The sequence below is a fragment of the Flavobacterium arundinis genome (assembly GCF_038289855.1).
Lineage (GTDB): Bacteria > Bacteroidota > Bacteroidia > Flavobacteriales > Flavobacteriaceae > Flavobacterium > Flavobacterium arundinis.
The window spans coordinates 229010-249333 of sequence record NZ_JBBYHR010000004.1 but is presented as its reverse complement, the minus strand read 5'-3'; the positions used below and the strand labels follow the sequence as shown (position 1 = coordinate 249333).

The 20324-nt window shown below is 41.5% G+C and carries 22 protein-coding genes; 9 read left to right on the top strand and 13 right to left on the bottom strand.

Annotation, left to right across the window (positions count from 1 at the left end):
* The first annotated feature begins 62 nt into the window (after positions 1-62).
* Complete coding sequence (locus tag AAEO56_RS09395; RefSeq protein WP_341696962.1) at positions 63-413, top strand: tRNA-binding protein; 351 nt, start codon at positions 63-65, stop codon at positions 411-413.
* Here the strand turns inward: AAEO56_RS09395 and AAEO56_RS09390 are convergent.
* The 3 genes from AAEO56_RS09390 to AAEO56_RS09380 form a co-directional block, all read right to left on the bottom strand.
* On the bottom strand, positions 382-1164 hold the full coding sequence (locus tag AAEO56_RS09390; protein ID WP_341696790.1) for a hypothetical protein: 783 nt from the start codon (positions 1162-1164) through the stop codon (positions 382-384). The two genes, AAEO56_RS09395 and AAEO56_RS09390, sit on opposite strands and share 32 nt — an antisense overlap.
* A gap of 86 nt (positions 1165-1250) precedes the next feature.
* Positions 1251-1631 (bottom strand): PUR family DNA/RNA-binding protein, encoded by a 381-nt coding sequence (locus AAEO56_RS09385; RefSeq protein WP_341696789.1) that lies wholly within the window; start codon positions 1629-1631, stop codon positions 1251-1253.
* Between the two features lie 71 nt (positions 1632-1702).
* On the bottom strand, positions 1703-3463 hold the full coding sequence (locus tag AAEO56_RS09380; protein WP_341696788.1) for an ABC transporter ATP-binding protein: 1761 nt from the start codon (positions 3461-3463) through the stop codon (positions 1703-1705).
* A 195-nt stretch (positions 3464-3658) separates the two neighbouring features.
* On the opposite strand from AAEO56_RS09380, the gene AAEO56_RS09375 reads away from it, so the two are divergent.
* The 4 genes from AAEO56_RS09375 to yajC all read left to right on the top strand — a co-directional run bounded on the left by AAEO56_RS09375 (position 3659) and on the right by yajC (position 6577).
* The gene (locus AAEO56_RS09375; RefSeq protein ID WP_341696787.1) at positions 3659-4759 is read left to right on the top strand and encodes a Glu/Leu/Phe/Val dehydrogenase dimerization domain-containing protein; all 1101 of its coding nucleotides are present in this window, start codon (positions 3659-3661) and stop codon (positions 4757-4759) included.
* A gap of 87 nt (positions 4760-4846) precedes the next feature.
* A complete protein-coding gene (gene nusB / locus AAEO56_RS09370; RefSeq protein WP_341696786.1) occupies positions 4847-5791 on the top strand; it encodes a transcription antitermination factor NusB in 945 nt (314 codons plus the stop codon).
* A gap of 24 nt (positions 5792-5815) precedes the next feature.
* Positions 5816-6292 carry a DUF1573 domain-containing protein gene (locus AAEO56_RS09365; RefSeq protein ID WP_341696785.1) on the top strand — a complete coding sequence of 159 codons (477 nt, stop codon included), beginning with the start codon at positions 5816-5818 and terminating at the stop codon, positions 6290-6292.
* Positions 6293-6295: 3 nt separating this feature from the next.
* A complete protein-coding gene (yajC, locus tag AAEO56_RS09360; RefSeq protein WP_341696784.1) occupies positions 6296-6577 on the top strand; it encodes a preprotein translocase subunit YajC in 282 nt (93 codons plus the stop codon).
* 594 nt (positions 6578-7171) lie between these two features.
* Here yajC and AAEO56_RS09355 read toward each other — a convergent pair.
* The 7 genes from AAEO56_RS09355 to nadC form a co-directional block, all read right to left on the bottom strand.
* Positions 7172-7750: a YdeI/OmpD-associated family protein gene (locus AAEO56_RS09355; protein WP_341696783.1), complete on the bottom strand. Its 579-nt coding sequence runs from the start codon at positions 7748-7750 to the stop codon at positions 7172-7174.
* Positions 7722-8993, bottom strand: coding sequence for a peptidase T (gene pepT, locus AAEO56_RS09350; RefSeq protein WP_341696782.1), 1272 nt, complete (start codon positions 8991-8993; stop codon positions 7722-7724). The genes AAEO56_RS09355 and pepT overlap by 29 nt, the downstream gene beginning before the upstream one ends.
* Before the next feature lie 110 nt (positions 8994-9103).
* On the bottom strand, positions 9104-9622 hold the full coding sequence (locus AAEO56_RS09345) for a hypothetical protein (protein WP_341696781.1): 519 nt from the start codon (positions 9620-9622) through the stop codon (positions 9104-9106).
* 30 nt (positions 9623-9652) lie between these two features.
* Complete coding sequence (locus AAEO56_RS09340; RefSeq protein WP_341696780.1) at positions 9653-10273, bottom strand: HD domain-containing protein; 621 nt, start codon at positions 10271-10273, stop codon at positions 9653-9655.
* Positions 10274-10884: 611 nt separating this feature from the next.
* Complete coding sequence (locus AAEO56_RS09335) at positions 10885-11313, bottom strand: DUF2147 domain-containing protein (RefSeq protein ID WP_341696779.1); 429 nt, start codon at positions 11311-11313, stop codon at positions 10885-10887.
* A gap of 20 nt (positions 11314-11333) precedes the next feature.
* On the bottom strand, positions 11334-12260 hold the full coding sequence (locus AAEO56_RS09330) for a YihY/virulence factor BrkB family protein (protein ID WP_341696778.1): 927 nt from the start codon (positions 12258-12260) through the stop codon (positions 11334-11336).
* Positions 12260-13117 carry a carboxylating nicotinate-nucleotide diphosphorylase gene (nadC, locus tag AAEO56_RS09325; protein ID WP_341696777.1) on the bottom strand — a complete coding sequence of 286 codons (858 nt, stop codon included), beginning with the start codon at positions 13115-13117 and terminating at the stop codon, positions 12260-12262. The genes AAEO56_RS09330 and nadC overlap by 1 nt, the downstream gene beginning before the upstream one ends.
* Positions 13118-13230: 113 nt before the next feature.
* Here nadC and AAEO56_RS09320 point away from each other — a divergent pair, with 113 nt between their 5' ends.
* Both AAEO56_RS09320 and AAEO56_RS09315 read left to right on the top strand, forming a co-directional pair.
* Positions 13231-14034 carry a nucleotide-binding protein gene (locus AAEO56_RS09320; protein WP_341696776.1) on the top strand — a complete coding sequence of 268 codons (804 nt, stop codon included), beginning with the start codon at positions 13231-13233 and terminating at the stop codon, positions 14032-14034.
* A gap of 9 nt (positions 14035-14043) precedes the next feature.
* On the top strand, positions 14044-14946 hold the full coding sequence (locus tag AAEO56_RS09315) for a hypothetical protein (RefSeq protein ID WP_341696775.1): 903 nt from the start codon (positions 14044-14046) through the stop codon (positions 14944-14946).
* A 160-nt stretch (positions 14947-15106) separates the two neighbouring features.
* On the opposite strand, the gene AAEO56_RS09310 is transcribed toward AAEO56_RS09315, so the two are convergent.
* Both AAEO56_RS09310 and AAEO56_RS09305 read right to left on the bottom strand, forming a co-directional pair.
* A complete protein-coding gene (locus tag AAEO56_RS09310) occupies positions 15107-15970 on the bottom strand; it encodes a DMT family transporter (protein ID WP_341696774.1) in 864 nt (287 codons plus the stop codon).
* 80 nt (positions 15971-16050) lie between these two features.
* Positions 16051-16938: a hypothetical protein gene (locus AAEO56_RS09305; protein ID WP_341696773.1), complete on the bottom strand. Its 888-nt coding sequence runs from the start codon at positions 16936-16938 to the stop codon at positions 16051-16053.
* Between the two features lie 104 nt (positions 16939-17042).
* On the opposite strand from AAEO56_RS09305, the gene AAEO56_RS09300 reads away from it, so the two are divergent.
* Together AAEO56_RS09300 and AAEO56_RS09295 are read left to right on the top strand one after the other, a co-directional pair.
* The gene (locus tag AAEO56_RS09300) at positions 17043-18659 is read left to right on the top strand and encodes a S8 family serine peptidase (RefSeq protein WP_341696772.1); all 1617 of its coding nucleotides are present in this window, start codon (positions 17043-17045) and stop codon (positions 18657-18659) included.
* 16 nt (positions 18660-18675) lie between these two features.
* Positions 18676-19620, top strand: a complete 945-nt coding sequence (locus tag AAEO56_RS09295; protein ID WP_341696771.1) for an NAD(P)H-dependent flavin oxidoreductase — start codon at positions 18676-18678, stop codon at positions 19618-19620.
* A 78-nt stretch (positions 19621-19698) separates the two neighbouring features.
* Here AAEO56_RS09295 and AAEO56_RS09290 read toward each other — a convergent pair whose 3' ends face one another.
* Positions 19699-20322, bottom strand: coding sequence for a YiiX family permuted papain-like enzyme (locus AAEO56_RS09290; RefSeq protein WP_341696770.1), 624 nt, complete (start codon positions 20320-20322; stop codon positions 19699-19701).
* Positions 20323-20324: the final 2 nt, after the last annotated feature.

Sequence of the window (20324 nt, the reverse complement as noted above, 5' to 3'; positions counted from 1 at the left end):
ATAATTTTATCGACCTGCAAGGTTTTCATAACGTTGTTGGTCTTACTGAAAGAATTCACAACATGAAACCTGAAACAAATACCCTGACCTGGGAAGAGTTCGAAAAAACTGAGATGCGTGTTGGTACAATAATACAAGCTAATGATTTCCCCGAAGCACGAAAACCGGCTTATCAGCTGACTATTGACTTTGGTACAGAAATTGGCATCCGCAAATCCTCTGCACAAATTACAAAACGCTATGCTAAGGAAGATTTAGTTGGGAGACAAATTGTAGCAGTGGTAAACTTCCCTAAAAAGCAGATCGGCAAATTTATAAGCGAATGCCTTGTGCTTGGAGCAGTAGGAGAGGAGGGCGATGTGATATTGCTCGCCCCTGATTTTAAGGTTGAGAATGGCCTGAGAATTGGGTAGGGTCACTCCAATCCCTGATCTCAATGAGAAGATTATTATTGTCATGCCATTTTATCCATTGGTAATAATCGACCCCGGGATGACGAGCTATCGAATATCCTTTGATGTGTCCCAGCTTTGCCCATTGCCCTTTTACATCCGTAATCTTAAAAGAAATATGACTCCTGCCTAATTTTTCGCGATGCACAACGCTGCCGTTTGGAGCATTATATAGTTCTAAGTATTCGGCAACAAAAATATAATCCAGCCGGGTGAGATAATCTTTCCAGGATTCAAATACTAATAGAGGAGGCATTTTTTTATAACCATCTTTTTGCGGATAGGCTTTACCGGGTCCGTAGAATGAATTGAAATATTTCCTGCCTTCCTTTTTTATATAAGCAGTCTCGCCTGTGTCTTCATTCAATAGTATTGTAAAACCGATGGCGGTAGTATTCAATACCTTAAATATAAGAGAGGGGCCGGTACTTTCCGCACTTTTATCGACATCACCATTATATTGTCGGTAAGCCTTCATGTGACTTTCCAGACAATCTGATTTAAAGTGATAACTTGCATTGGTTTTCGTTTTACTGAAAGAAAGAATATCAAATGGTGTTTTTGCATTCTCATCAATATAAAAAGCTACATCTTTATCGATGCTAATGTGAAGCAGTCCGATGCCAATTGTATTTTGTGTTTCTTTCTTAAGGTGAGGTTCTTTTTTGCAGGAGTATAAAATCACTAAAAAAAGTAATGCGATATATTTCATGTAAGTTAAGTCTATAATATACTATAAACAAAAAAGCCCAAAACCTTTCAGATTCCGGACTTCGTAATTTTCCCCTGTGACAGATATTAAATATCGTCAAAGTTTACATCGGTAAAGCTTTCGGTAGTGGAAAAAGATACTGCCTCTTCTCCTTTTTCACCAAACAGTTTCCTGAAATCTTTCTGGTGCCTTTCAGAAATAACTTCCTCGCCTTTGTTCGAAAGGACATAATTGGTCATTTCCTCAAGAATCTCTGTGAAAGCGGTGAAATCTTCCTTATAAAGATAGATTTTATGTTTCTTGAAGTGAAAAGAACCATCTTCCTCGGTAAACTTCTTACTTTCGGTAATGGTAATGTAATAATCATCGGCTTTGGTAGCCCTTACATCGAAAAAATATGTTCTTCTTCCCGCCCTTAAAACTTTAGAAAAGATCTCTTCCTTTTCCAGCATGTCATGTTCTCTCATAATCCTGGGTTCTTTTATATTGGTCTATGTAGCAATCAAAAATCTAAAAAAAATCTAAATAAAGCAACAAATTACTGCAATTCTTTTTCAGAAAGTTGTTTCAGGTATAATTCCTTATAATAACCCGGCTGATTTACCAGTGCATTATGGGTTCCCTGCTGGATAATTTTGCCGTCTTCCAGTATAATTATCTTATCAGCATTTTTAGCAGAAGATACGCGGTGGCTCACGATTATGGTAGTCTTATCCCTGCAAAATTTCAGCAGGTTGTTCAGGATCGCTTCTTCCGTTTCAGTATCAACGGCAGACAGGCAGTCGTCTAACAGCAATATTGGTGCATCTTTTATCATAGCGCGGGCTATAGAGACCCGCTGTTTCTGTCCGCCTGAAAGCGTGATGCCGCGTTCGCCCAATATCGTTTCGTACTGTTTGGTAAAGTTTTTTATATTGTTGTGTACCACTGCTTTTTTGGCAACAGCAACCACTTCATCATCACTGGCATCTTCATTACCAAACTTAATGTTATTCTTTATAGTATCCGAGAAAAGGAAAGCATCCTGGGGTACGAACCCTATGCTGTTGCGCAGGTCGTACAAGTTGGCATCCTTAATGTTATCGCCATCAACCGTGATAGCGCCGCTTTCTACATCATATAGCCGGCTGATGAGTGACAGTATGGTCGACTTACCCGAACCTGTCCTGCCGAGAATGGCAAGCGTTTCACCTTTATTGACTTCAAAGGAAACGTTTTTGAGCGCTGTTATATTGGTATCTTCATACGTAAACGTCACATTATCGAAAGCAATCTGTCCTAATATAGGCGTGTGTTCTTTAGTATTATTTTTCACTTCCGGCTCTATCTTCAGGAATTCGTTGATCCTTTTTTGCGAAGATTCCGCTTCCTGTATCATCGAAGATATCCATCCAAGCGATGCTACGGGCCATGTAAGCATATTGATATATAGTATGAATTGTGCAATAGTACCTATCTTATCAATACTGCCATTAATGTACATTGTACCGCCCACATAGATCACTACCAGGTTACTGATACCTATAAGGAGTATCATCAACGGCCCGAACTGCGCGTTCACCTTTGCAACGCTCATATTCTTTTTCACACTGTCGCGGGATAATTCGTCAAAATCGGCTTGTTTCTGTTTTTCGAGCGCGTAGGCTTTTATGATCCTGATACCGGAGAACATTTCCTGGGTAAAGCTGGAAAGTTTAGAAAGGTTCTGCTGGTAAAGGGTAGTGCGCTTATTGATCTCCCTGCTGATCCTGAAAATGCTCCAGGCAAGCAGCGGCAACGGGAGTAGTGTATATAGAGTAAGCTTTGGCGAAATGATAATCATGTGTGTTATTACAACAACTGTCCTCACTATAGTGTTTAGCGAATACATAATCGCAGGGCCAACGTACTGGCGTACCCTGTCAACATCCGTACTGATGCGGTTCATGAGATCGCCGGTACGGTTTTGCTTATAAAAACTTTGCGTAAGGTTCTCGTACTGCCTGAAGATTTCATTCTTAAGGTCAAACTCTACGTGGCGCGACATAACAATAAGTGTCTGTCGCATAAAAAAGGTGAGTACACCGCCAATAAGGGTAGTTGCTATTATAAGGAGAAGGTTTTCTGCAAGCAGGTCATAAATGGCTGCGGCGGGCGCATTATCCTTTTCGAGGAACTCCTGCGTGGAGTCGATAGAATCCTTAACGAGCTGCGGGGTGAACAAAGAGAATATTTGCGCGGCAATTGTTATTAAAATCCCTAGAAGAAATTGAAATTTATATTTTATAAAATATTTGTTTAAATACTGAAGTTCTTTCATGGTATTATATGGAATGCAATTCTTTTATTGGCTTAAATGTTAAAAACAGCTTGTTGTGAGAGTTTTTAAGCAATCAGAAAAAAGCGCTTTTAATTATTGAATACGTAAAAAAATACAATTATATTGTCTTATCTTAATTATATGTGTAATTTTGTAACCTGTTTTTGAATAATTTCAAATTTAAAAAATTCTATTATGATAACAGAAGTTATTAAGGCTAACGAACTTACGAAGGTCGATCCGGTTTTTGGGCAGGCATCTTTCAATGATCATGAGCAGATTGTTTTTTGCCATGACAAAGATACAGGTTTAAAAGCAATTATTGGTATCCATAACACAGTTTTAGGGCCTGCACTTGGAGGTACGAGGATGTGGAAATATGCCAACGAATGGGAAGCCCTGAATGATGTTTTAAGGCTGTCAAGGGGTATGACCTATAAGTCGGCCATTTCAGGATTAAACCTGGGTGGGGGCAAGGCTGTTATCATAGGCGATTCGAAAGTTGACAAGACACCTGAAATGATAACGAGGTTCGGACAATTCGTAGATTCGCTTAGCGGAAAATATATCACTGCCGAGGACGTAGGTACTACAACTGCCGATATGGACCGTATCCATGAAGTAACAAAACACGTTACCGGTATATCAGAATCTATAGGAGGTTCCGGAAATCCTTCGCCTGTAACTGCCTATGGCGTTTACATGGGTATGAAAGCTGCTGCAATGCACCAGTTTGGCTCAAACAACCTTAGCGGCAAAAAAGTATTGGTACAGGGAACAGGCCACGTTGGCGAAACCCTTATCGATTACCTTACAAAAGAAGGCGCCCTGGTACAGATAGCGGATATCAACCAGGCAAAAATGGAAGAAGTAGCCATTAAATATGGCGCTAAAATATACGAAGGCGATATTTATAGTGCAGACGTAGATATTTATGCTCCTTGTGCGCTTGGTGCTACGATCAATGACGAAACGATCAACAAACTGAAAGCTAAAGTTATTGCCGGCGCTGCCAACAACCAGCTTGCAGTAGAGCAGGTACACGGAAAGATACTGATGGAAAAAGGCATTGCTTATGCGCCGGACTTCCTTATCAATGCAGGCGGTATCATCAACGTATATGCTGAGATTGTGGGTTATGACAAAGCTGAGGCTATGAGAAGGACCGAGAATATTTACAACACCACGCTTGAGATATTCCATTTTGCTGAAGCCAACGGTATCACTACACAACAGGCTGCAATGTCTATCGCTCAAAAGCGTATTGACGACAGGAAAAAAGAAACCGCTAAATAATTAGCGTAAAAAGATATTATTCTTAATTTTGCGAAGCGAAAGAATCTTTCTTTCGCTTCTTTAATTTTTAAAGGTTCTTAAAGGCGGATGTTAAACAGAAGACATATTCGGGTGAAGGTGATGCAGTCTATTTATGCCATGCATCAAAATGGTTCAGATAATCTTGAAAAGGAAGAGAAATTTCTTTTTAACAGCATAGAAAACATTGGTGACCTCTATCTTATCATGCTTTCAGCATTGGTAGAAATAAGGAACAGCGAAGAGGATTTTATTGCAAAATCGCAAAAAAAGCACCTTGCAACTGCCGAGGAGCGCAATCCTAACAACAAATTCCTGAATAACAAGATCCTCCGGATACTTGCTGAAAGTGACGCGCTCAATTCGGCGCTTGATGAACGCAGGATCAATAACTGGAAGCTTAATGATGATTATATACTCCTGCTTCTCGAAGATGTGAAGAGTAGTGAAGTGTATGCGAAATACATGCATAACAAGGAGAACAATTTTGAGGAAGACCGCCAGTTCGTGGTGGATCTTTTTACCGAAGTTGTTGCTCCTAACGAAAAGCTGTACGACTACCTTGAAGATCATAAGCTAACGTGGGTAGATGATATTCCGTTGGTAAACACACTCATCAGCAAGCAGTTGAAGCAGCTGACACTTGAGGGCAAAGATGCTTTTTATATACCAAAGCTGTACAAGGACGCTGATGATAAGGAGTTTGTGAGGAGCCTGTTCCGCAAAACGGTACTCAATGAAGTCGAGCTTGCCAGGGAGTTTATTGACAAAACACCGAATTGGGATACCGAGCGTATCGCAGAGGTAGATGCGATAATCCTTAAAATGGCGATTTGCGAATTCCTGAAATTCCCTTCGATCCCGGTAAAAGTGACCATAAACGAATACCTGGAGATAGCCAAGGAATATTCTACGCCAAAAAGCAGTATATTTATCAATGGTATCCTCGATAATCTTATCAAGGAGTATGAGGCCAATAATAAATTAGTAAAGACCGGAAGAGGTTTAATGTAAAACAATTTAAAATACAAAATAGTTATGATTAAAAGATCTGTAGCTATGCTTGCCATAGCAGCTTTAGCGCTTACATCATGCAAAAAAGAAAACGCTGCACTGCGCATTGACGATGCCACTGCCAAAAAAGCAGAGCTTGCCCACGCTGAATCAGGGAAACTGCCTGTCATAAAATTTGCAAGTATGGACCATGATTTCGGTACCATTTCAGAAGGCGAAACGGTAGAGCACACGTATACTTTCACTAACGAAGGTACTGCCGACCTTGTAGTAAGCAATGTAAAAGCGAGCTGTGGCTGCACCGTTCCAAGCTATACTGAAACTCCGGTTAAGCCGGGCGGAAGCGGCGAGATTAAGGTTACATTTAACTCAAGCGGCAAAAGCGGCGCACAGTCAAAACAGGTTACGGTAACCCTGAATACAGAAAAAGGAACCGAAGTACTTAACTTTAAAGCCAACGTTACGCCAAAAGCAGGCGGCATAGGCGTTGTAAAACACTAATTCATGGAACAGTTACAAACGTTTTTACCATTAGTCTTAATGTTCGTGGTCATTTATTTCCTAATGATCAGGCCACAACAGAAAAGGCAGAAACTTGAAAAAGAATTTGAAAAGGCGCTTAAGGTAGGCGATAAGATCATCACCAAAAGTGGCATCCACGGAAGGATATCCGAACTTGCTGAAGATACCGTGGTTATAGAAACTATGGCAGGAAAGCTGAAGATGGAGCGCACCGCGATTTCCAACGAGCTGAGCCAGAAACTGAACACACCGGCAAAAGCATAATAATAGAATCCTCATCATTTGATGGGGATTTTTCATATTAGGCTGATATTATATTAACAACAGTTTAAGTTGCCATTAAGAACAGCATAACAATTCATGGTGTAACTTTACATTATAAACAGGGAACAGCCTACAGTACACGATGTCGAAGCGAAGATGACGGGTAGTCAGTTTTGCCGCTGGAGGCTGTAAGGGGTGCTGCACTTTCCACCCGTTCGTGCAGGATAGGAACCTACGCCGGCGCTTTATGCGGAAACCGGTCAGCAACACGGCAAATATCGGCGAATAAGTATACAACAACGTAGTTTGACCTGATCGCTGCAATAGCAGCGAAACCTATTAGATAAAGCTGTCTTACATTTTATGTATGGCAGCTTTTCTTGTTTCTTCAATCAGGAATTTGTCATCCTGACGAAGGAATAATTTCAGTAAGGTACTAATTTGAAAAGAGATTCTTCACTCCGCAAGCTACGTTCAGAATGACAAGGTACTCAGTGTCATTCTGACGAAGGAAGAATCTCAGTAAAGTATTAATTTTGAAAAGAGATTCTTCACTCCGCGGGTTACGTTCAGAATGACTAATGCGAATGAAAACTATCTATATTTATCATTCAATCCGATACCCGCCATTATCATGGGTCTAGACTTTTCCATCCGTGCGACCTGCGTTTCCAAACGCTTTGCCGAACCGATGAATTCTAAAAATTCCTTTTGTTTATAAAGAGATAACTTTGCAAATGCTTCCGCCATTTCAGGTGAAGCATCGAGCTCCTTTTGCAGGACTTCCGGCATTGGAAACTCTTTCGGTTCCGGCTTTATGGCAAGTCCTGCCTTTTCTACCTCAATTGCTTCGCTGATGTATTCCAGCAACAGTTTTTCATCGATCTGTCTTATATCGGTAAAACGCCACTGTCGCAAGGATTTAGTTGTACCTTCCTGCGCATTTATCAGTACGCCTGCAGGGTCTTTCAGGAAAACGCCTTTATGAAACCATACCGCAAAATAGTTAGTAAACCCACCTATAGCCAGCACGTTCTTTCCATTATAGGTGTAGATAGGGCCGCCCCATTTTGTTGTTTCTACCAATCCGGTTGTATTGATGATGGTCTTCAGTGCATCCAGTCCCCCGGGCCATAAATGTTCCTTATTCCATGTTTTTTTCGGCTGCTCCATAATTTATTTCTTTCGCTGTAAGCTCGGCAATCCTTACAATCACTTCAACGGCTTTCTGCATGCTTTCTACAGGCAGATATTCATATTTGCCATGGAAATTATGTCCACCTGCAAAAATGTTAGGGCAGGGCAGGCCCATATACGAGAGCTGGCAGCCATCGGTACCGCCGCGTATTGGCTTGATAAGCGGTTTGATGCCAAGGTCTTTCATGGCCTGCTCCGCAATATCTACAATATGGAAAACAGGCTCTACCTTTTCCTTCATGTTGAAGTACTGGTCTTTTATTTCAGCAATGGCAATGTCGCCGCCAAACTGCTTTTCAAACTTCTTGTTTATTTTTTCAGCGATTTTCTTAACCAGCTTTTTGCGTTTCTCGAACCGCTTCTTATCATGGTCGCGAATAATCAGCTGTACCGTAGTTTCCTCAATGCTTCCGGTAATTCCCGTAATATGAAAAAATCCTTCATAGCCCGAAGTCATCTCCGGAACTTCCTCTTTTGGTAGTTTAGAAATAAATTTATTGGCAATGAGCATCGAATTGATCATTTTGCCTTTAGCATACCCCGGGTGGACGCTCTTACCTTTGAAAGTCACTTTCGCACCGGCTGCATTAAAGTTTTCATATTCCAGTTCGCCTATCTGGCTCCCGTCCATGGTATACGCCCAGTCGGCACCGAATTTTGCCACATCGAATTTATGTGCGCCACGTCCTATTTCCTCATCAGGGGTAAAGCCGATGCGAATTTTTCCGTGCTTAATTTCGGGGTGCTGTATCAGGTATTCCATCGCGGTAACGATCTCGGTAATACCCGCCTTATCATCGGCGCCAAGCAGGGTAGTGCCATCGGTAGTGATGATGGTCTGTCCTTTGTATTGCAGAAGGTCTTTAAAGTAATTGGGTGAAAGAACGATATTCTGTTCCTTATTCAGGATGATGTCGCCGCCGTCATAGTTTTCCACTATCTGTGGTTTTATGTTGGCCCCTGTAAAATCAGGCGTGGTATCAAAATGGGAAACGAACCCAATAACCGGTACATCGTGCTCTACATTTGATGGCAGTGTCGCCATGATGTAAGCATTATCGTCAATCGTCACATCTTCAAGGCCTATGGCTTTAAGCTCTTCTACAAGCTTATTGGCAAGGTCCCATTGTTTTGCGGTGCTTGGCGTAGTATCAGAATTCGGGTCAGATTCGGTGTCAACGGTTACATAGCTAATGAACCGGTCTATTATGTGCTGCATATTGTTTTATTTGTTGAAGGACAAATTTACAATTTACAGTGTTAATTGCCCTATTTTGACAAGTTAAACAGCGTATTATTTTTTTAGATTTTCAAAATTAACCAACTAATCTACTCTTCAGATTGCTTGATTTGTTCGTAAACTGTTTGCATGCGTTTCTTTCTTCGTATGATAAGGTCATACTGTAGCGTCAGAAAACCAAGCAGGATAAAAATGGCGTACGTCAGCACAGAGCTGACACTAACCAAAAGTATTGAAATGAAGCATGCTGCAAAACCCATTGTCGAGAAAAAGCCAGCCTGGCTTCGCTTTAACAGGAAACCGTCGCGGACAAAATTGTTTTTAATGGGGATGGTAACAAATGGTATCCAGAAAAAATAAAAGAACAATAATTTCTGCGTAACCGTAAGATCATCAACAAAATTCTTTTGTATTTCGTCATGAAATTCAGTAAATACCTTTTCTTTATAACGCGCTACATCCTGTTCATTCACATTCCGTTTTCCCAACTCCTGAATGGCAACTGTTACAGCAAGTTCTGTATACTCAAACTTGCGGTCGATGATATCCATCAGCTCCGAATTGGAAAGCGCTGCATATCGTTTTTCGAGATCTTCTTTTGTAACCATAGTACTGTTTTTATCCTGACAATTTAGATTTTATTTCTGAAGTATAGCTATTTCCCGGATCAGGTTTTCACGGGCACTTCCTTCGTATTTTTCCCTGAATAGTTCCGTCTTAAAGATGTATTCCATTTCAAGGAAATGCTGAAGCACCTTCTTTCGGCCCGGATTGTACAGGAAGTCGGGATAAACAGAATATTCCTTCCGGACGTTTTGGCAATAAATATAATATTTTTCCCAGCTGCTTCCCAATATCGAAAGATCGGCATCGGTAAAAAGATTGGTATCGTTGTCTGAGCTCACAGTATGCGATTTGGTAGCAAGTATCATCGCACTGCACTTGGTTATCTTATCTTCCTGATAACCTGTCTTTCGCAAAGCCTTCACCGCTTCTTCACCGCTTTTCTCTTCATTATCTTTTGCTGTAGATTTATAAATAAGGTCATGGTAAAACAGCGCAAATAATACTGTATCCCAATCTGCTATCTCATTTTTGCAATGTTCTAGTTCGCCAAGCATATTCTCCAAATGACTGAGATTATGGTAGTAACGTCCTTTACCTGAATAGTGCTTTTCAATGACTGTCCAAAGTTGGGCAATCAGCTCGCTATCCGTGGTATATTTCCCTGCCAGGTCAAAAAATGTTGTTTTAAGCATATACAGCTATGGCTTTATCGTGTTATATCGATATCCATCAGTTATTTGTCGAAATCAGCTTATATAATAATATTGCGGATACGATTTTGATGCTCTCTTTTATAGCTATAAATATAGGCTAATACACCAATATACTAAAGCTTCACGATGAAATTATAATTGCAAAAATTATGATTGGAACGGGCTCTATATACCCGGTGCCTGAATTTCACACAATAATCAGTCAGCTCGCGAGACAAAGGGGCTTCGTTATACTCAATAACTTCACCGAAGCAACAACAACCCTTCCCCATAGCCCCGATGGAAGCGGCATCCTGCTGAGGAACGAAGCAGATAAAGCGGACAGCGGGACCGACGATAACAAAGAAGCAATTAGATAACTGCTGCAAAACAAAATACTTGCGTTTAATATTCATGCATGGGTTACGGCATGAGTGTAGCTGCCCCCTCTCCTTGGGAGAAGGGTTGGGGAGAGGACTATAGTAGGAGAAGGCCAAATAAAAAAACACTTCCGTTTCCGAAAGTGTTTCAGGTATTTAGTTTATTTGTTTTCTTAAATGAGATTCTTCACTACGCTGCGCTTTGTTCAGAATGACAGGTATGACCGAAAACTATTTCACCCGTGTCCATGTCTGGGTACGGCCCAAAAGGGAAATTCCCATATATCCGCGAACGTTCAGTGTGTCTTTACCTTCAAGCTCAATGGTGCAGCTGTACAGCTTTCCTTTGCTTGGGTCAAGAATGTCGCCGTCGGTCCATTCGTCGCCGTCTTTGGTAAGGCCTTTGATGATTACAAGGCCAAGAATAGGTTTGTCTTTATCTGCACCTTTACATTTGGTACATGTAGCGTTCTTTTTGGCCGGGTTGAGTATCTCTACTACTTTGCCATAAACCTTGCCGTCTTTCTCGTAGATCTCTACGATTGATTTCGCCTGGCCTGTCTCGTCGTCAACGGTTTTCCATCTGCCCGTGACTTGTGCCTGCACAGAAAAAATTCCCGCAACGGCAACAAACATGATGGTTAATAATGCTTTCTTCATAATTTAAAGTTGTTAATTTGTTAAATATATAAATTTTTTCGTTTTAATTTATGGATCAGTGCATTTAATTCGAATCCTAATAAAAGGATAAAGCAGTTGATCCATATATACAGCATCAATACAAGTAGCGTGCCAATAGACCCATACAGCTTGTTATACTGCGCGAATTGCGACACGTAGATGCTGAAACCAAACGACGTTAAGCCAAATAAAACCGTACTGAACACTGAACCGTAGCTGAAAAAAGCGGCCTGCCTCGTTTCCTTGGCGGCAAACTTGAATAGCAGCGACGTCGTGGTGAGGATCATCATGATAAGGATAAGGTAACGCACCAGTCTGAGCAGCCAGACATCATCATCCAGCCAGCCCTGATTGGTGAGGGTCTGGATGAAATACTCTAATATCACAATTGATGCCACGGTAACGATGAGTATAATCGCAAAGACGAGGGAAAGCCCTATAGCCAGCGCATACTGCCTGAAATACGTACGTTTTATGGTGATGTGCATACTGTTCTGGAAACCACTAAGGATGGCGTTCATACCGTTGCTCATCAGGAGGATGGCCAGCACGATACCAAAGGAAAGCAGGTTAGCCTTCTTATCGGTCATAATATCGGTGATGATATCGGCAATGGCATCGTATGTGTTGGGCGGGACGTTGTCGTGTACGAACAGCATGAAGTCTTCCTTAAAGCCCTGCAGCGGGATGTAGGGAATAAGGTTGAACAGGAACAGCGTGAACGGAAACAGCGACATGAAAAAGCTGAATGCGATGGCTCCCGCACGGTAGGAGATATCGCCGTTCACAATCCCGGTGATGTACAATTCAGTTAGGTGATAGAGCGTAAGGCCTTCGCTATAAGGAAGTTTTATGCTTTTGCCAAAGCGCACCAAATACTTTATGACGGGTATCCGCTCTAACCTATGTTCCAGTTCTATCGACATTAAAATGCTTTTAGGCTAAGGTCCATATTATAAACGGAGTGGGTGAGCGCGCCCGACGAGATATAGTCCACACCGCATTCGGCATAGTGGCGCATCGTGTCCTCATTGATGCCGCCCGAAGATTCCGTCTGGCAGTAGTCGCCAATAAGCGCTACAGCCTTGCGTGTTGTTTCGTAATCGAAATTATCCAGCAATATGCGGTGAATGCCAGGATTGCTGATAATCTCTTTCACTTCCTCAAGGCTGCGTGCCTCAACGATGATTTTCAGGTCGAGATTGTTAGCCTTCAGGTACTCATGCGTTTTCTGTATGGCAGGAGTAATGCCCCCGGCAAAGTCGATGTGGTTGTCTTTTAGCATCACCATATCGTACAGTGCAAAGCGGTGGTTCTCGCCGCCGCCTATCTTCACTGCCCATTTTTCGAGCGCGCGGATGCCCGGCGTGGTCTTGCGGGTATCGAGTATTTTGGTACCCGTCCCTTCAAGGATATCGACGTATTTTTTGGTCTTTGTAGCAATGGCGCTCATACGCTGCATGGCGTTTAATACCAGTCGTTCGCTCTTTAAAATACTTTGCGAACTCCCCGAAACGTGAAAAGCAATATCGCCATATTTTACAGGCATACCGTCTTCAATAAATACCTCAATTTCAAGGCTGGGGTCAACATATTTAAATACCTGCTGTGCAAAGTCCACACCTGCCAGGATACCATTGTCTTTTACGATCAGTTTGGCGCGCCCGGTAGCGGAGGCCGGTATGCAGGCAAGGGAAGAGTAGTCGCCGGGGCCAACGTCTTCGCGTATGGCATTGGCTATGATAAGGTCAAGTTCGTTCTGGAATTGAATGTCGGAGATCATTGTTTGGTTTTAATCAGGAAGGCTAAGGTAGGAAATTTGTATTGAAGAAAGAAACTGTATGATTTGTTAAATTGAAAATGTTATTTTTACCTAATAAAGTTAATTTAAATATTATGTATTATCACGTACTTGTTGAAATGTCTAACGAACATTACCATGAACTCGACAAAGAAAATATTTTGGAAATTGAAAATGACATAATTATTCCATACTTGTCAAATATTAAATTTCAATTTGATGGGTATTTTATTCAGCCAAATAAAGTATCGAGAATTGTTGTAAAAGAGAGTAAAATTTCTTCTGAAGTGTATAAAGAATTAGAAAATCAAGGTATGCATGAAGATTTTCCATATATAGTTGAATCAAGAGATATAATTTATAAAGAAAATGTTGCTAGAGATATTACCAAACAAGTTTTTAAAAGAGTTAAGGATAAAATAATAGAGGATGAAACTAAACAAGAAGAAACTATAATAGATAAAACTAAAGTTTTTATTGTACATGGTCACGATAACGAGGCAAAAATTAAAACGGCTAGGTTTGTTGAAAAATTAGGTCTTACGCCAATAATATTACATGAACAAGCAAGCCAAGGTAAAACAATTATTGAAAAAATTGAAGAATATTCTAATGTAGGTTTTGGGGTTGTGCTTTATACACCGTGTGACGTGGGAAAAATGAAGAACTCATCGGACTTACTACCTAGAGCTAGGCAAAATGTTGTTTTTGAACACGGATATTTAATTGGTAAAATTGGGCGACATAATGTTTGCGCACTAGTTAAGGATTTAGTAGAAAAACCTAATGATATATCAGGAATTGTTTATGTTAATATGGATGAAGAAGATGCTTGGCATCTAAAACTATCAAAAGAGTTGAGAAAATCAGGCTATAATATTGATTTAAATAAGTTATAAATTTATTTTATGTTCGAATTTTTAAAAAATGATAAAGTATTACCCGTTTTTATAAGTGCCATAACCACAGTGCTGGTGTTTTTCTTAACGTTATTTACCAAAAATTTTATTGATACAAGGATTCTACGCTCTAAATTAAATACTGAGCATAAATTTGATCAGAGAAAAAAAATTAAAGAAGTTTTAGCAAAAAATAAAGTACATCTTTTAATCGCATGCGAAGATTTTAATTATCGTATGTGGAATTTTGAGAATAACTATAATCAGAATTGGTTGAATGTTCAACGCGTTGATTATTTGAATACCGATAGATATTATTTTCACTCATTTATATATAGATTTTTAGCTGTGTTTGCATGGACTAAAAAAATTCAAAAGGAAATGATATATCTTGATACAACAATTGCAACGCGTGATGATTTAGATTTTATAAAATTTTTAAACGTATTTCAATGTATGTTTTGTGATTTGACATTCATGGAAGGATTGCAAGCAAATGCAGATGGTTCTGATCACTTTTACAAAAACACATTTGATAAATATGCATATTGTTTAATCACTGATGATGGGATTAAGTCCTATTCTGAATATATTAAAGACTTAAGTAATAATAATGAACTTCTAGATGATTTATTTGTATATTTTGAAGGAATGTCACCCTTGGAAAGTCGTAAAAGGTGGGATAGATTTCATTTGTTCCATCTAAGTATTTTAATTTTCTTGAATAAATATGGATATGATTATCAGAAAACAGGTTCCAAAAAAATTAAATATATTCTAGAACATCCGAAAAGATCGGATTACTTGCCTAATTTTTTTAATTTATTAAAAGATTATTGCTTAGATAGAAATAACAAAGTAATTGAAATACAAAAGATTTCAGGCTTAAAAAAAGGTTGGTTTCCGTTTTAATATTCCCCGCTAACGCGGGCATCTTGCCAGTGCCGGTAATGATTTGGACACGAGCCAGAAGCATCGCGCCAGCGCAACTACACTCATACCGATTAGAGATTTCTGCCTTCTCTCAAAATGAAAAATGTTGCCAAGAAAATCCGTTATCATCCGCGTTCCATCACGCCCCCTTATAAATTTGCGACAACGTTATCAAAACAATCGCCACCAACGCCAAAACGATCCCAACATAATTCCCTTTCGATAGTTTTTCCTTAAAGAGCAATATCCCTGCAAGGCTTCCCACAACAATAACGCCCATATTCATGGCGGCAAAAACAGTGGACGGGTTATCGGCGAACTCCTTGTGCGCCTTCAGGTAGAAGAGGATATTCCCAAAATTGAATATGCCCACCAGTGTCCCAAAGGCAAGGCTCATAAGCTTCAGGGCGGCTTTTTTGAAGATAACCTGGTATAGAACGATTAGTACGGTTACCGCCAGCGCCCCGCAGAAAATAATGAACAGCGATGTTGTATAGCCCGGCGAAGGAAGTAACGCCACCTGCTTAAAAAGTACGTCGATGATTCCGAACCCGAACAATACCAGAAGTGGATATACCCATTGCCGCCCCTGGTTTTCCTGCTGGCGCGATACGATAAGTAAAATGGCGGGGAATCCTACGGCCAGCCCTGCCAGTTTTAATATATTGAAGTCTTCTTTAAAAATGAACCATGCTGCAAGTATAGGTATGAACAGCGACAGCCTTTGCGCGGCATCTGTCCGTACAATACCCATATGCCTGATCGAAGTAGCCATCAGAATGAATATGGCAGGCAGTAATACTGCAAGCGGGGTATAAAGGCTCCAGTGCTCCGTTGGCGCTATAGCCGCCAGGTCGGGACTGAAAAAAACGTAGCAGAGGATGATAGCGAAAACATAGTTCCAGGCAATAACCTGCGTAATGCAGGTGTCGTATTTCCTGGCAATCTTAAAGATAACGCCCACCGTTACACTGCAGATAATACTTAAAATAAGGTATAGCATTTCTTTAAAAGTTATCTTACAAAAATAAGATTTGTGAAGTAACAAAAAAATCAGGAATCGTGAAATAAATAGTATAAAAGCTATTTCTTCGCATCATTGTATATCTCCGTGAGGTCGGTCTCCACGCCCGAATATTTGAAATATTTCGGGACAGACAGTATCGAGTTATAATATATTTCCCTTGTAACCGCCGACATCCCTTTTTCGGCAGTCGCCATAAAATGGCACATCAGCGAATGGTAGTACTGCTGCAGCCCGGTCATTGTATAGGAGGCCATGCCATCGTCGTAAGGATATTCAAAATCCTCAAAATCGAAATTGGTAAACGCATAATAGCCTTTACCGTTAAATTGTGGCATCCGGGCAGCGAACTCCATCAGCTTATCAGGGTTCTTCACATGGTTAAGCACCTGAAAACGCTGTATAAAGGGTTTCGTTATATTCAGGAAAAAGATCACTTTTTCAGTCTGGTTTTTCAACCTGTAGCTGTCGATGTCAAGATTGATAGCACTGAGGTCTTTCTCATTAAACAGCATCGAGAGTCCCCTGTCAAGTTCGTTGTAATAATTGTCCACCAGCCAGCGCTCATCAATTTGTTTGGCAAGGGTTTCTTTGGCAACATCAATATTTGGCCTTGGGTTTTTGTTGTCTTCCTGCAAATTATTCCCAATCTCGTTTAGGACATACCAAAGCTGGAGTTCTTCGTTATCGGGGCGGGTAAGGTGTTCAGGGTTGAGTAGCGCTTTGTCGTTGCCATCAAGCAGCATTAATACGTCGAGTATATGGCTAAGTTTTGGCGTGCGGAGTTTTTTGAGCGATTTATCATAATCCTTTCCGTTTGCCATGTAATCTTTCGAGCGTATCTCGCTTATGGCAACCAGGTTTTTAAAGTCGGAATCACTTAATTTTACCTGCGCAACGGCAGTATAGCAGCCGAACAGGAGGAGCCCGGCGATTAATTTTTTCATAAAATGGTTTTCTTTCGTAGATATAACAAAAATAGATTTTAAATTTAATCCGGCAAGATGTTTACTCGCTTGCTTAATTTTAGAAAATGTCATACTTTTCGCCTATGAAAAAGCTGTTATATGTCCTGATACTGCTTATTTCCGCAGCTGTTTCTGCACAGGAGGAGGATGCGTGGGTATATTTTAAAGATAAGCCTGATGCCGACTTCTATCTCGCTAACCCGTTAGAAATGCTTTCGCAAAAAGCACTCGACAGGAGGGAAGCACACAATATTGCGCTGGACATTATTGATATACCCATTCATCAGGCGTATATTGATGCAATAACTGCTTCGCCAGGAATCACAGTTATGGCGCGATCTAAATGGCTCAACTGCCTGCACATCCGCGGAAGTGAAGATGCCATAAACCTGCTTGCCAACCTTGATTTTGTCGACCATGTTGACTTTGCCAACAAGCTGTTGAATACCTCCGGAAGGCCGGGAAGCATTCACCAGCCAACAGCGGTTAATAAAGTAATGGAAACGTCTGCCGATTTTAGTTACGGCACTTCGGTAAACCAGATCCAAATGCTAAATGGCCACCTGTTGCACCAGCAAAATTTCACCGGCTCCGGAATGACCATCGCGGTACTCGACGCAGGGTTTCCGGGAGTTGATAATTTACAGCCTTTCCAAAGGCTTCGGGACAACAACCTTATACTGGGCGGCTATAATTTTGTTGGCCAGTCGGAGAACTATTATTCAGGGGGCACGCATGGCACACTTGTGCTTTCAACCATGGGCGGTTATACCGAGGGACAGCTTGTGGGTACGGCCCCTGATGCGTTTTACTACCTTTTTGTAACCGAAGATGTTTCCGGCGAAAACCCTGTTGAGGAGTCCTATTGGGTACAGGCCGCCGAGATGGCCGACAGCCTGGGTGCCGATGTGATCAATACTTCGCTTGGGTATTTTATATATGATAATCCTGCCTATAGTTATACATACGAAGATATCAATGGCCAGACCGCTTTTATAACGCGCGGTGCCAATGTTGCCTTTACGCGTGGTATGTTGTGTGTTACTTCTGCCGGAAATAGTGCGACTACCGCCAATGTACACATTGCTGTGCCTGCCGATGCCTTCGATACCTTAACGGTTGGCGCAGTAAATGCAACCGAAGAATATGCTCCCTTCAGCTCTATTGGGCCCAGCTATGATATGCGGGTCAAGCCCGATGTGATGGCCCAGGGTGTGGCATCGGTTTTATCCAATACCGAAGGTGCTATAGGCGCTGCAAACGGCACCTCTTTTTCCAGCCCCATAACCGCAGGATTGGTAGCATGCCTTTGGCAGGCGCTGCCCGGTTTGAGCAATGCAGAGATACTTCAATTAGTAAAACAATCAGCGGACCGTTATGCCAACCCTAATGCACAGTTTGGCTATGGCATTCCCGATTTTGCCCTGGCCCTGAACAGCGGACTTGGGCTTGAAAATATCGAAAAACAGCCTTTCCTTATCTATCCAAACCCAACGCACGGAACCGTAAACTTTGTGTTTCCGAAAGGAATGCTCAATGCAACTGTAAAGGTTTTCAATACTATTGGACAAAAAGTGATAGAGGAGAATGTAACTGCAGATCACGCTTCGTTAACAACAAATGAGCTTACCAAGGGCATTTATAGTTATAGTATCGAGAGCTTGCAGGGAGTTCAATCGGGGAGGATAATAAAGGAATAACCACTTTAACAAACACATGAACAGAATTACGCAACTATTTGGCATTCAATATCCAATAATACAGGCAGGAATGATTTGGGCCAGTGGCTACAAACTGGCAAGCGCCGTAAGCAATGCAGGCGGCCTCGGCATCATCGGGGCAGGGTCAATGTACCCGGAAGTGCTGAGGGAGCATATCCAAAAATGTAAAAAAGCAACCGATAAGCCTTTCGCTGTAAACGTACCGATGCTGTACCCGAACATCGAAGAGATCATGAATATCATCGTGGAAGAAGGTGTGAAAATCGTATTTACTTCTGCGGGAAATCCTAAAACATGGACGGCATTTTTAAAGGAGAAAGGTATTACTGTAGTACATGTGGTAAGCAGCGTGAAATTTGCGCTTAAATCGCAGGAGGCCGGTGTGGATGCTGTTGTAGCCGAAGGTTTTGAAGCCGGGGGCCATAACGGACGCGAAGAGACTACAACTTTTACCCTTATCCCGATGGTAAAGGAACAACTATCCGTGCCCCTGATTGCAGCAGGCGGTATCGCCACGGGCCGCGGAATGCTCGCCGCAATGGTATTGGGTGCCGATGGGGTGCAGGTGGGGAGCCGGTTTGCGGCCTCAACAGAATCCTCATCGCACGAAAAGTTTAAGCAGGCAATTGTCAATACTCAGGATGGCGATACCCACGTTACCCTTAAAGAATTAGCGCCGGTACGATTGATAAAAAACAAGTTTTTTCATGATGTGATGGCATTATATTCGACCGCGCCAACGGTAGATGACCTAAAAACATTGTTAGGCCGTGCCCGTGCCAAAAAAGGAATGTTTGAGGGTGACCTTGAAGAAGGCGAACTCGAAATAGGGCAGATAGCAGGACTGATCCATGATATAAAGCCGGCAGGCGAAATTGTACAGGAAATGATTGCTGACTTTGAATCCGCAAAGCAGGAAATGATGGCTGTTCAGTTTTAATCAACGGCCTTATGCCTCACTAGCGTTTAAAAAATTATCTGTGTAAATCAAAAAAATCAGTTTCATCCGTGTTGCTTCTCACTCAGAAATAATCGTTTCAAGCAATTCACTGTCAAACATTTCAGCGGGAGAAATAACTTTTTCATTATAAGGTATTTTATTTCCGTAGCGTTCGGTAAGCTTTTGTTTTACGACCGGGTTGGAGAGGTCGAAATCTTTGAGTTTCTGGAGCCGACCTATTTCCGGCCCTTTGCCTTTCTGGTTGTAAATTTTCCAGATAAGTTCAGAGCAGTACATTTTATCATTATCCCAGCTGAAATGAAGGTCATAATCTTTCCCGGCCGACAGCCTGGCTATTTTTTTCATTTCACCAAGAAACCTGGGCGTCAGTATATCATCAGCATCTTTAAGGCGCTTCACTACATAATGGCCGCCTTTCCCGCGTTTTATCCAATCCTTAACCGGGGTCGACTGCACCGGCTGCACAGCTTCAACCACAAAACATTCTCCTTCTCCCTTAAAAATAATCCCGCAATGTGAATATTTAGAATGTGTGGCCAATTGAATAGCTTTGCTTTGCGCTGATGTAGATTCCTGGAAAATAAGGTCACCGTCCTGGAGGTCATCTTCATCAGGAAGGTTTCCCGATGTGTTGCAGCTAAAAATCAATACCGAAGCGAAGAAACAAAGCAGGATTTTCATAG

Bases quoted from the DNA above. Each gene is read 5' to 3' on its own strand.
- AAEO56_RS09395 (WP_341696962.1), top strand. From the start codon at position 63: ATGAAACCTGAAACAAATACCCTGACCTGGGAAGAGTTCGAAAAAACT.
- AAEO56_RS09390 (WP_341696790.1), bottom strand. From the start codon at position 1,164: ATGAAATATATCGCATTACTTTTTTTAGTGATTTTATACTCCTGCAAA.
- AAEO56_RS09385 (WP_341696789.1), bottom strand. From the start codon at position 1,631: ATGAGAGAACATGACATGCTGGAAAAGGAAGAGATCTTTTCTAAAGTT.
- AAEO56_RS09380 (WP_341696788.1), bottom strand. From the start codon at position 3,463: ATGAAAGAACTTCAGTATTTAAACAAATATTTTATAAAATATAAATTT.
- AAEO56_RS09375 (WP_341696787.1), top strand. From the start codon at position 3,659: ATGATAACAGAAGTTATTAAGGCTAACGAACTTACGAAGGTCGATCCG.
- nusB (WP_341696786.1), top strand. From the start codon at position 4,847: ATGTTAAACAGAAGACATATTCGGGTGAAGGTGATGCAGTCTATTTAT.
- AAEO56_RS09365 (WP_341696785.1), top strand. From the start codon at position 5,816: ATGATTAAAAGATCTGTAGCTATGCTTGCCATAGCAGCTTTAGCGCTT.
- yajC (WP_341696784.1), top strand. From the start codon at position 6,296: ATGGAACAGTTACAAACGTTTTTACCATTAGTCTTAATGTTCGTGGTC.
- AAEO56_RS09355 (WP_341696783.1), bottom strand. From the start codon at position 7,750: ATGGAGCAGCCGAAAAAAACATGGAATAAGGAACATTTATGGCCCGGG.
- pepT (WP_341696782.1), bottom strand. From the start codon at position 8,993: ATGCAGCACATAATAGACCGGTTCATTAGCTATGTAACCGTTGACACC.
- AAEO56_RS09345 (WP_341696781.1), bottom strand. From the start codon at position 9,622: ATGGTTACAAAAGAAGATCTCGAAAAACGATATGCAGCGCTTTCCAAT.
- AAEO56_RS09340 (WP_341696780.1), bottom strand. From the start codon at position 10,273: ATGCTTAAAACAACATTTTTTGACCTGGCAGGGAAATATACCACGGAT.
- AAEO56_RS09335 (WP_341696779.1), bottom strand. From the start codon at position 11,313: ATGAAGAAAGCATTATTAACCATCATGTTTGTTGCCGTTGCGGGAATT.
- AAEO56_RS09330 (WP_341696778.1), bottom strand. From the start codon at position 12,260: ATGTCGATAGAACTGGAACATAGGTTAGAGCGGATACCCGTCATAAAG.
- nadC (WP_341696777.1), bottom strand. From the start codon at position 13,117: ATGATCTCCGACATTCAATTCCAGAACGAACTTGACCTTATCATAGCC.
- AAEO56_RS09320 (WP_341696776.1), top strand. From the start codon at position 13,231: ATGTATTATCACGTACTTGTTGAAATGTCTAACGAACATTACCATGAA.
- AAEO56_RS09315 (WP_341696775.1), top strand. From the start codon at position 14,044: ATGTTCGAATTTTTAAAAAATGATAAAGTATTACCCGTTTTTATAAGT.
- AAEO56_RS09310 (WP_341696774.1), bottom strand. From the start codon at position 15,970: ATGCTATACCTTATTTTAAGTATTATCTGCAGTGTAACGGTGGGCGTT.
- AAEO56_RS09305 (WP_341696773.1), bottom strand. From the start codon at position 16,938: ATGAAAAAATTAATCGCCGGGCTCCTCCTGTTCGGCTGCTATACTGCC.
- AAEO56_RS09300 (WP_341696772.1), top strand. From the start codon at position 17,043: ATGAAAAAGCTGTTATATGTCCTGATACTGCTTATTTCCGCAGCTGTT.
- AAEO56_RS09295 (WP_341696771.1), top strand. From the start codon at position 18,676: ATGAACAGAATTACGCAACTATTTGGCATTCAATATCCAATAATACAG.
- AAEO56_RS09290 (WP_341696770.1), bottom strand. From the start codon at position 20,322: ATGAAAATCCTGCTTTGTTTCTTCGCTTCGGTATTGATTTTTAGCTGC.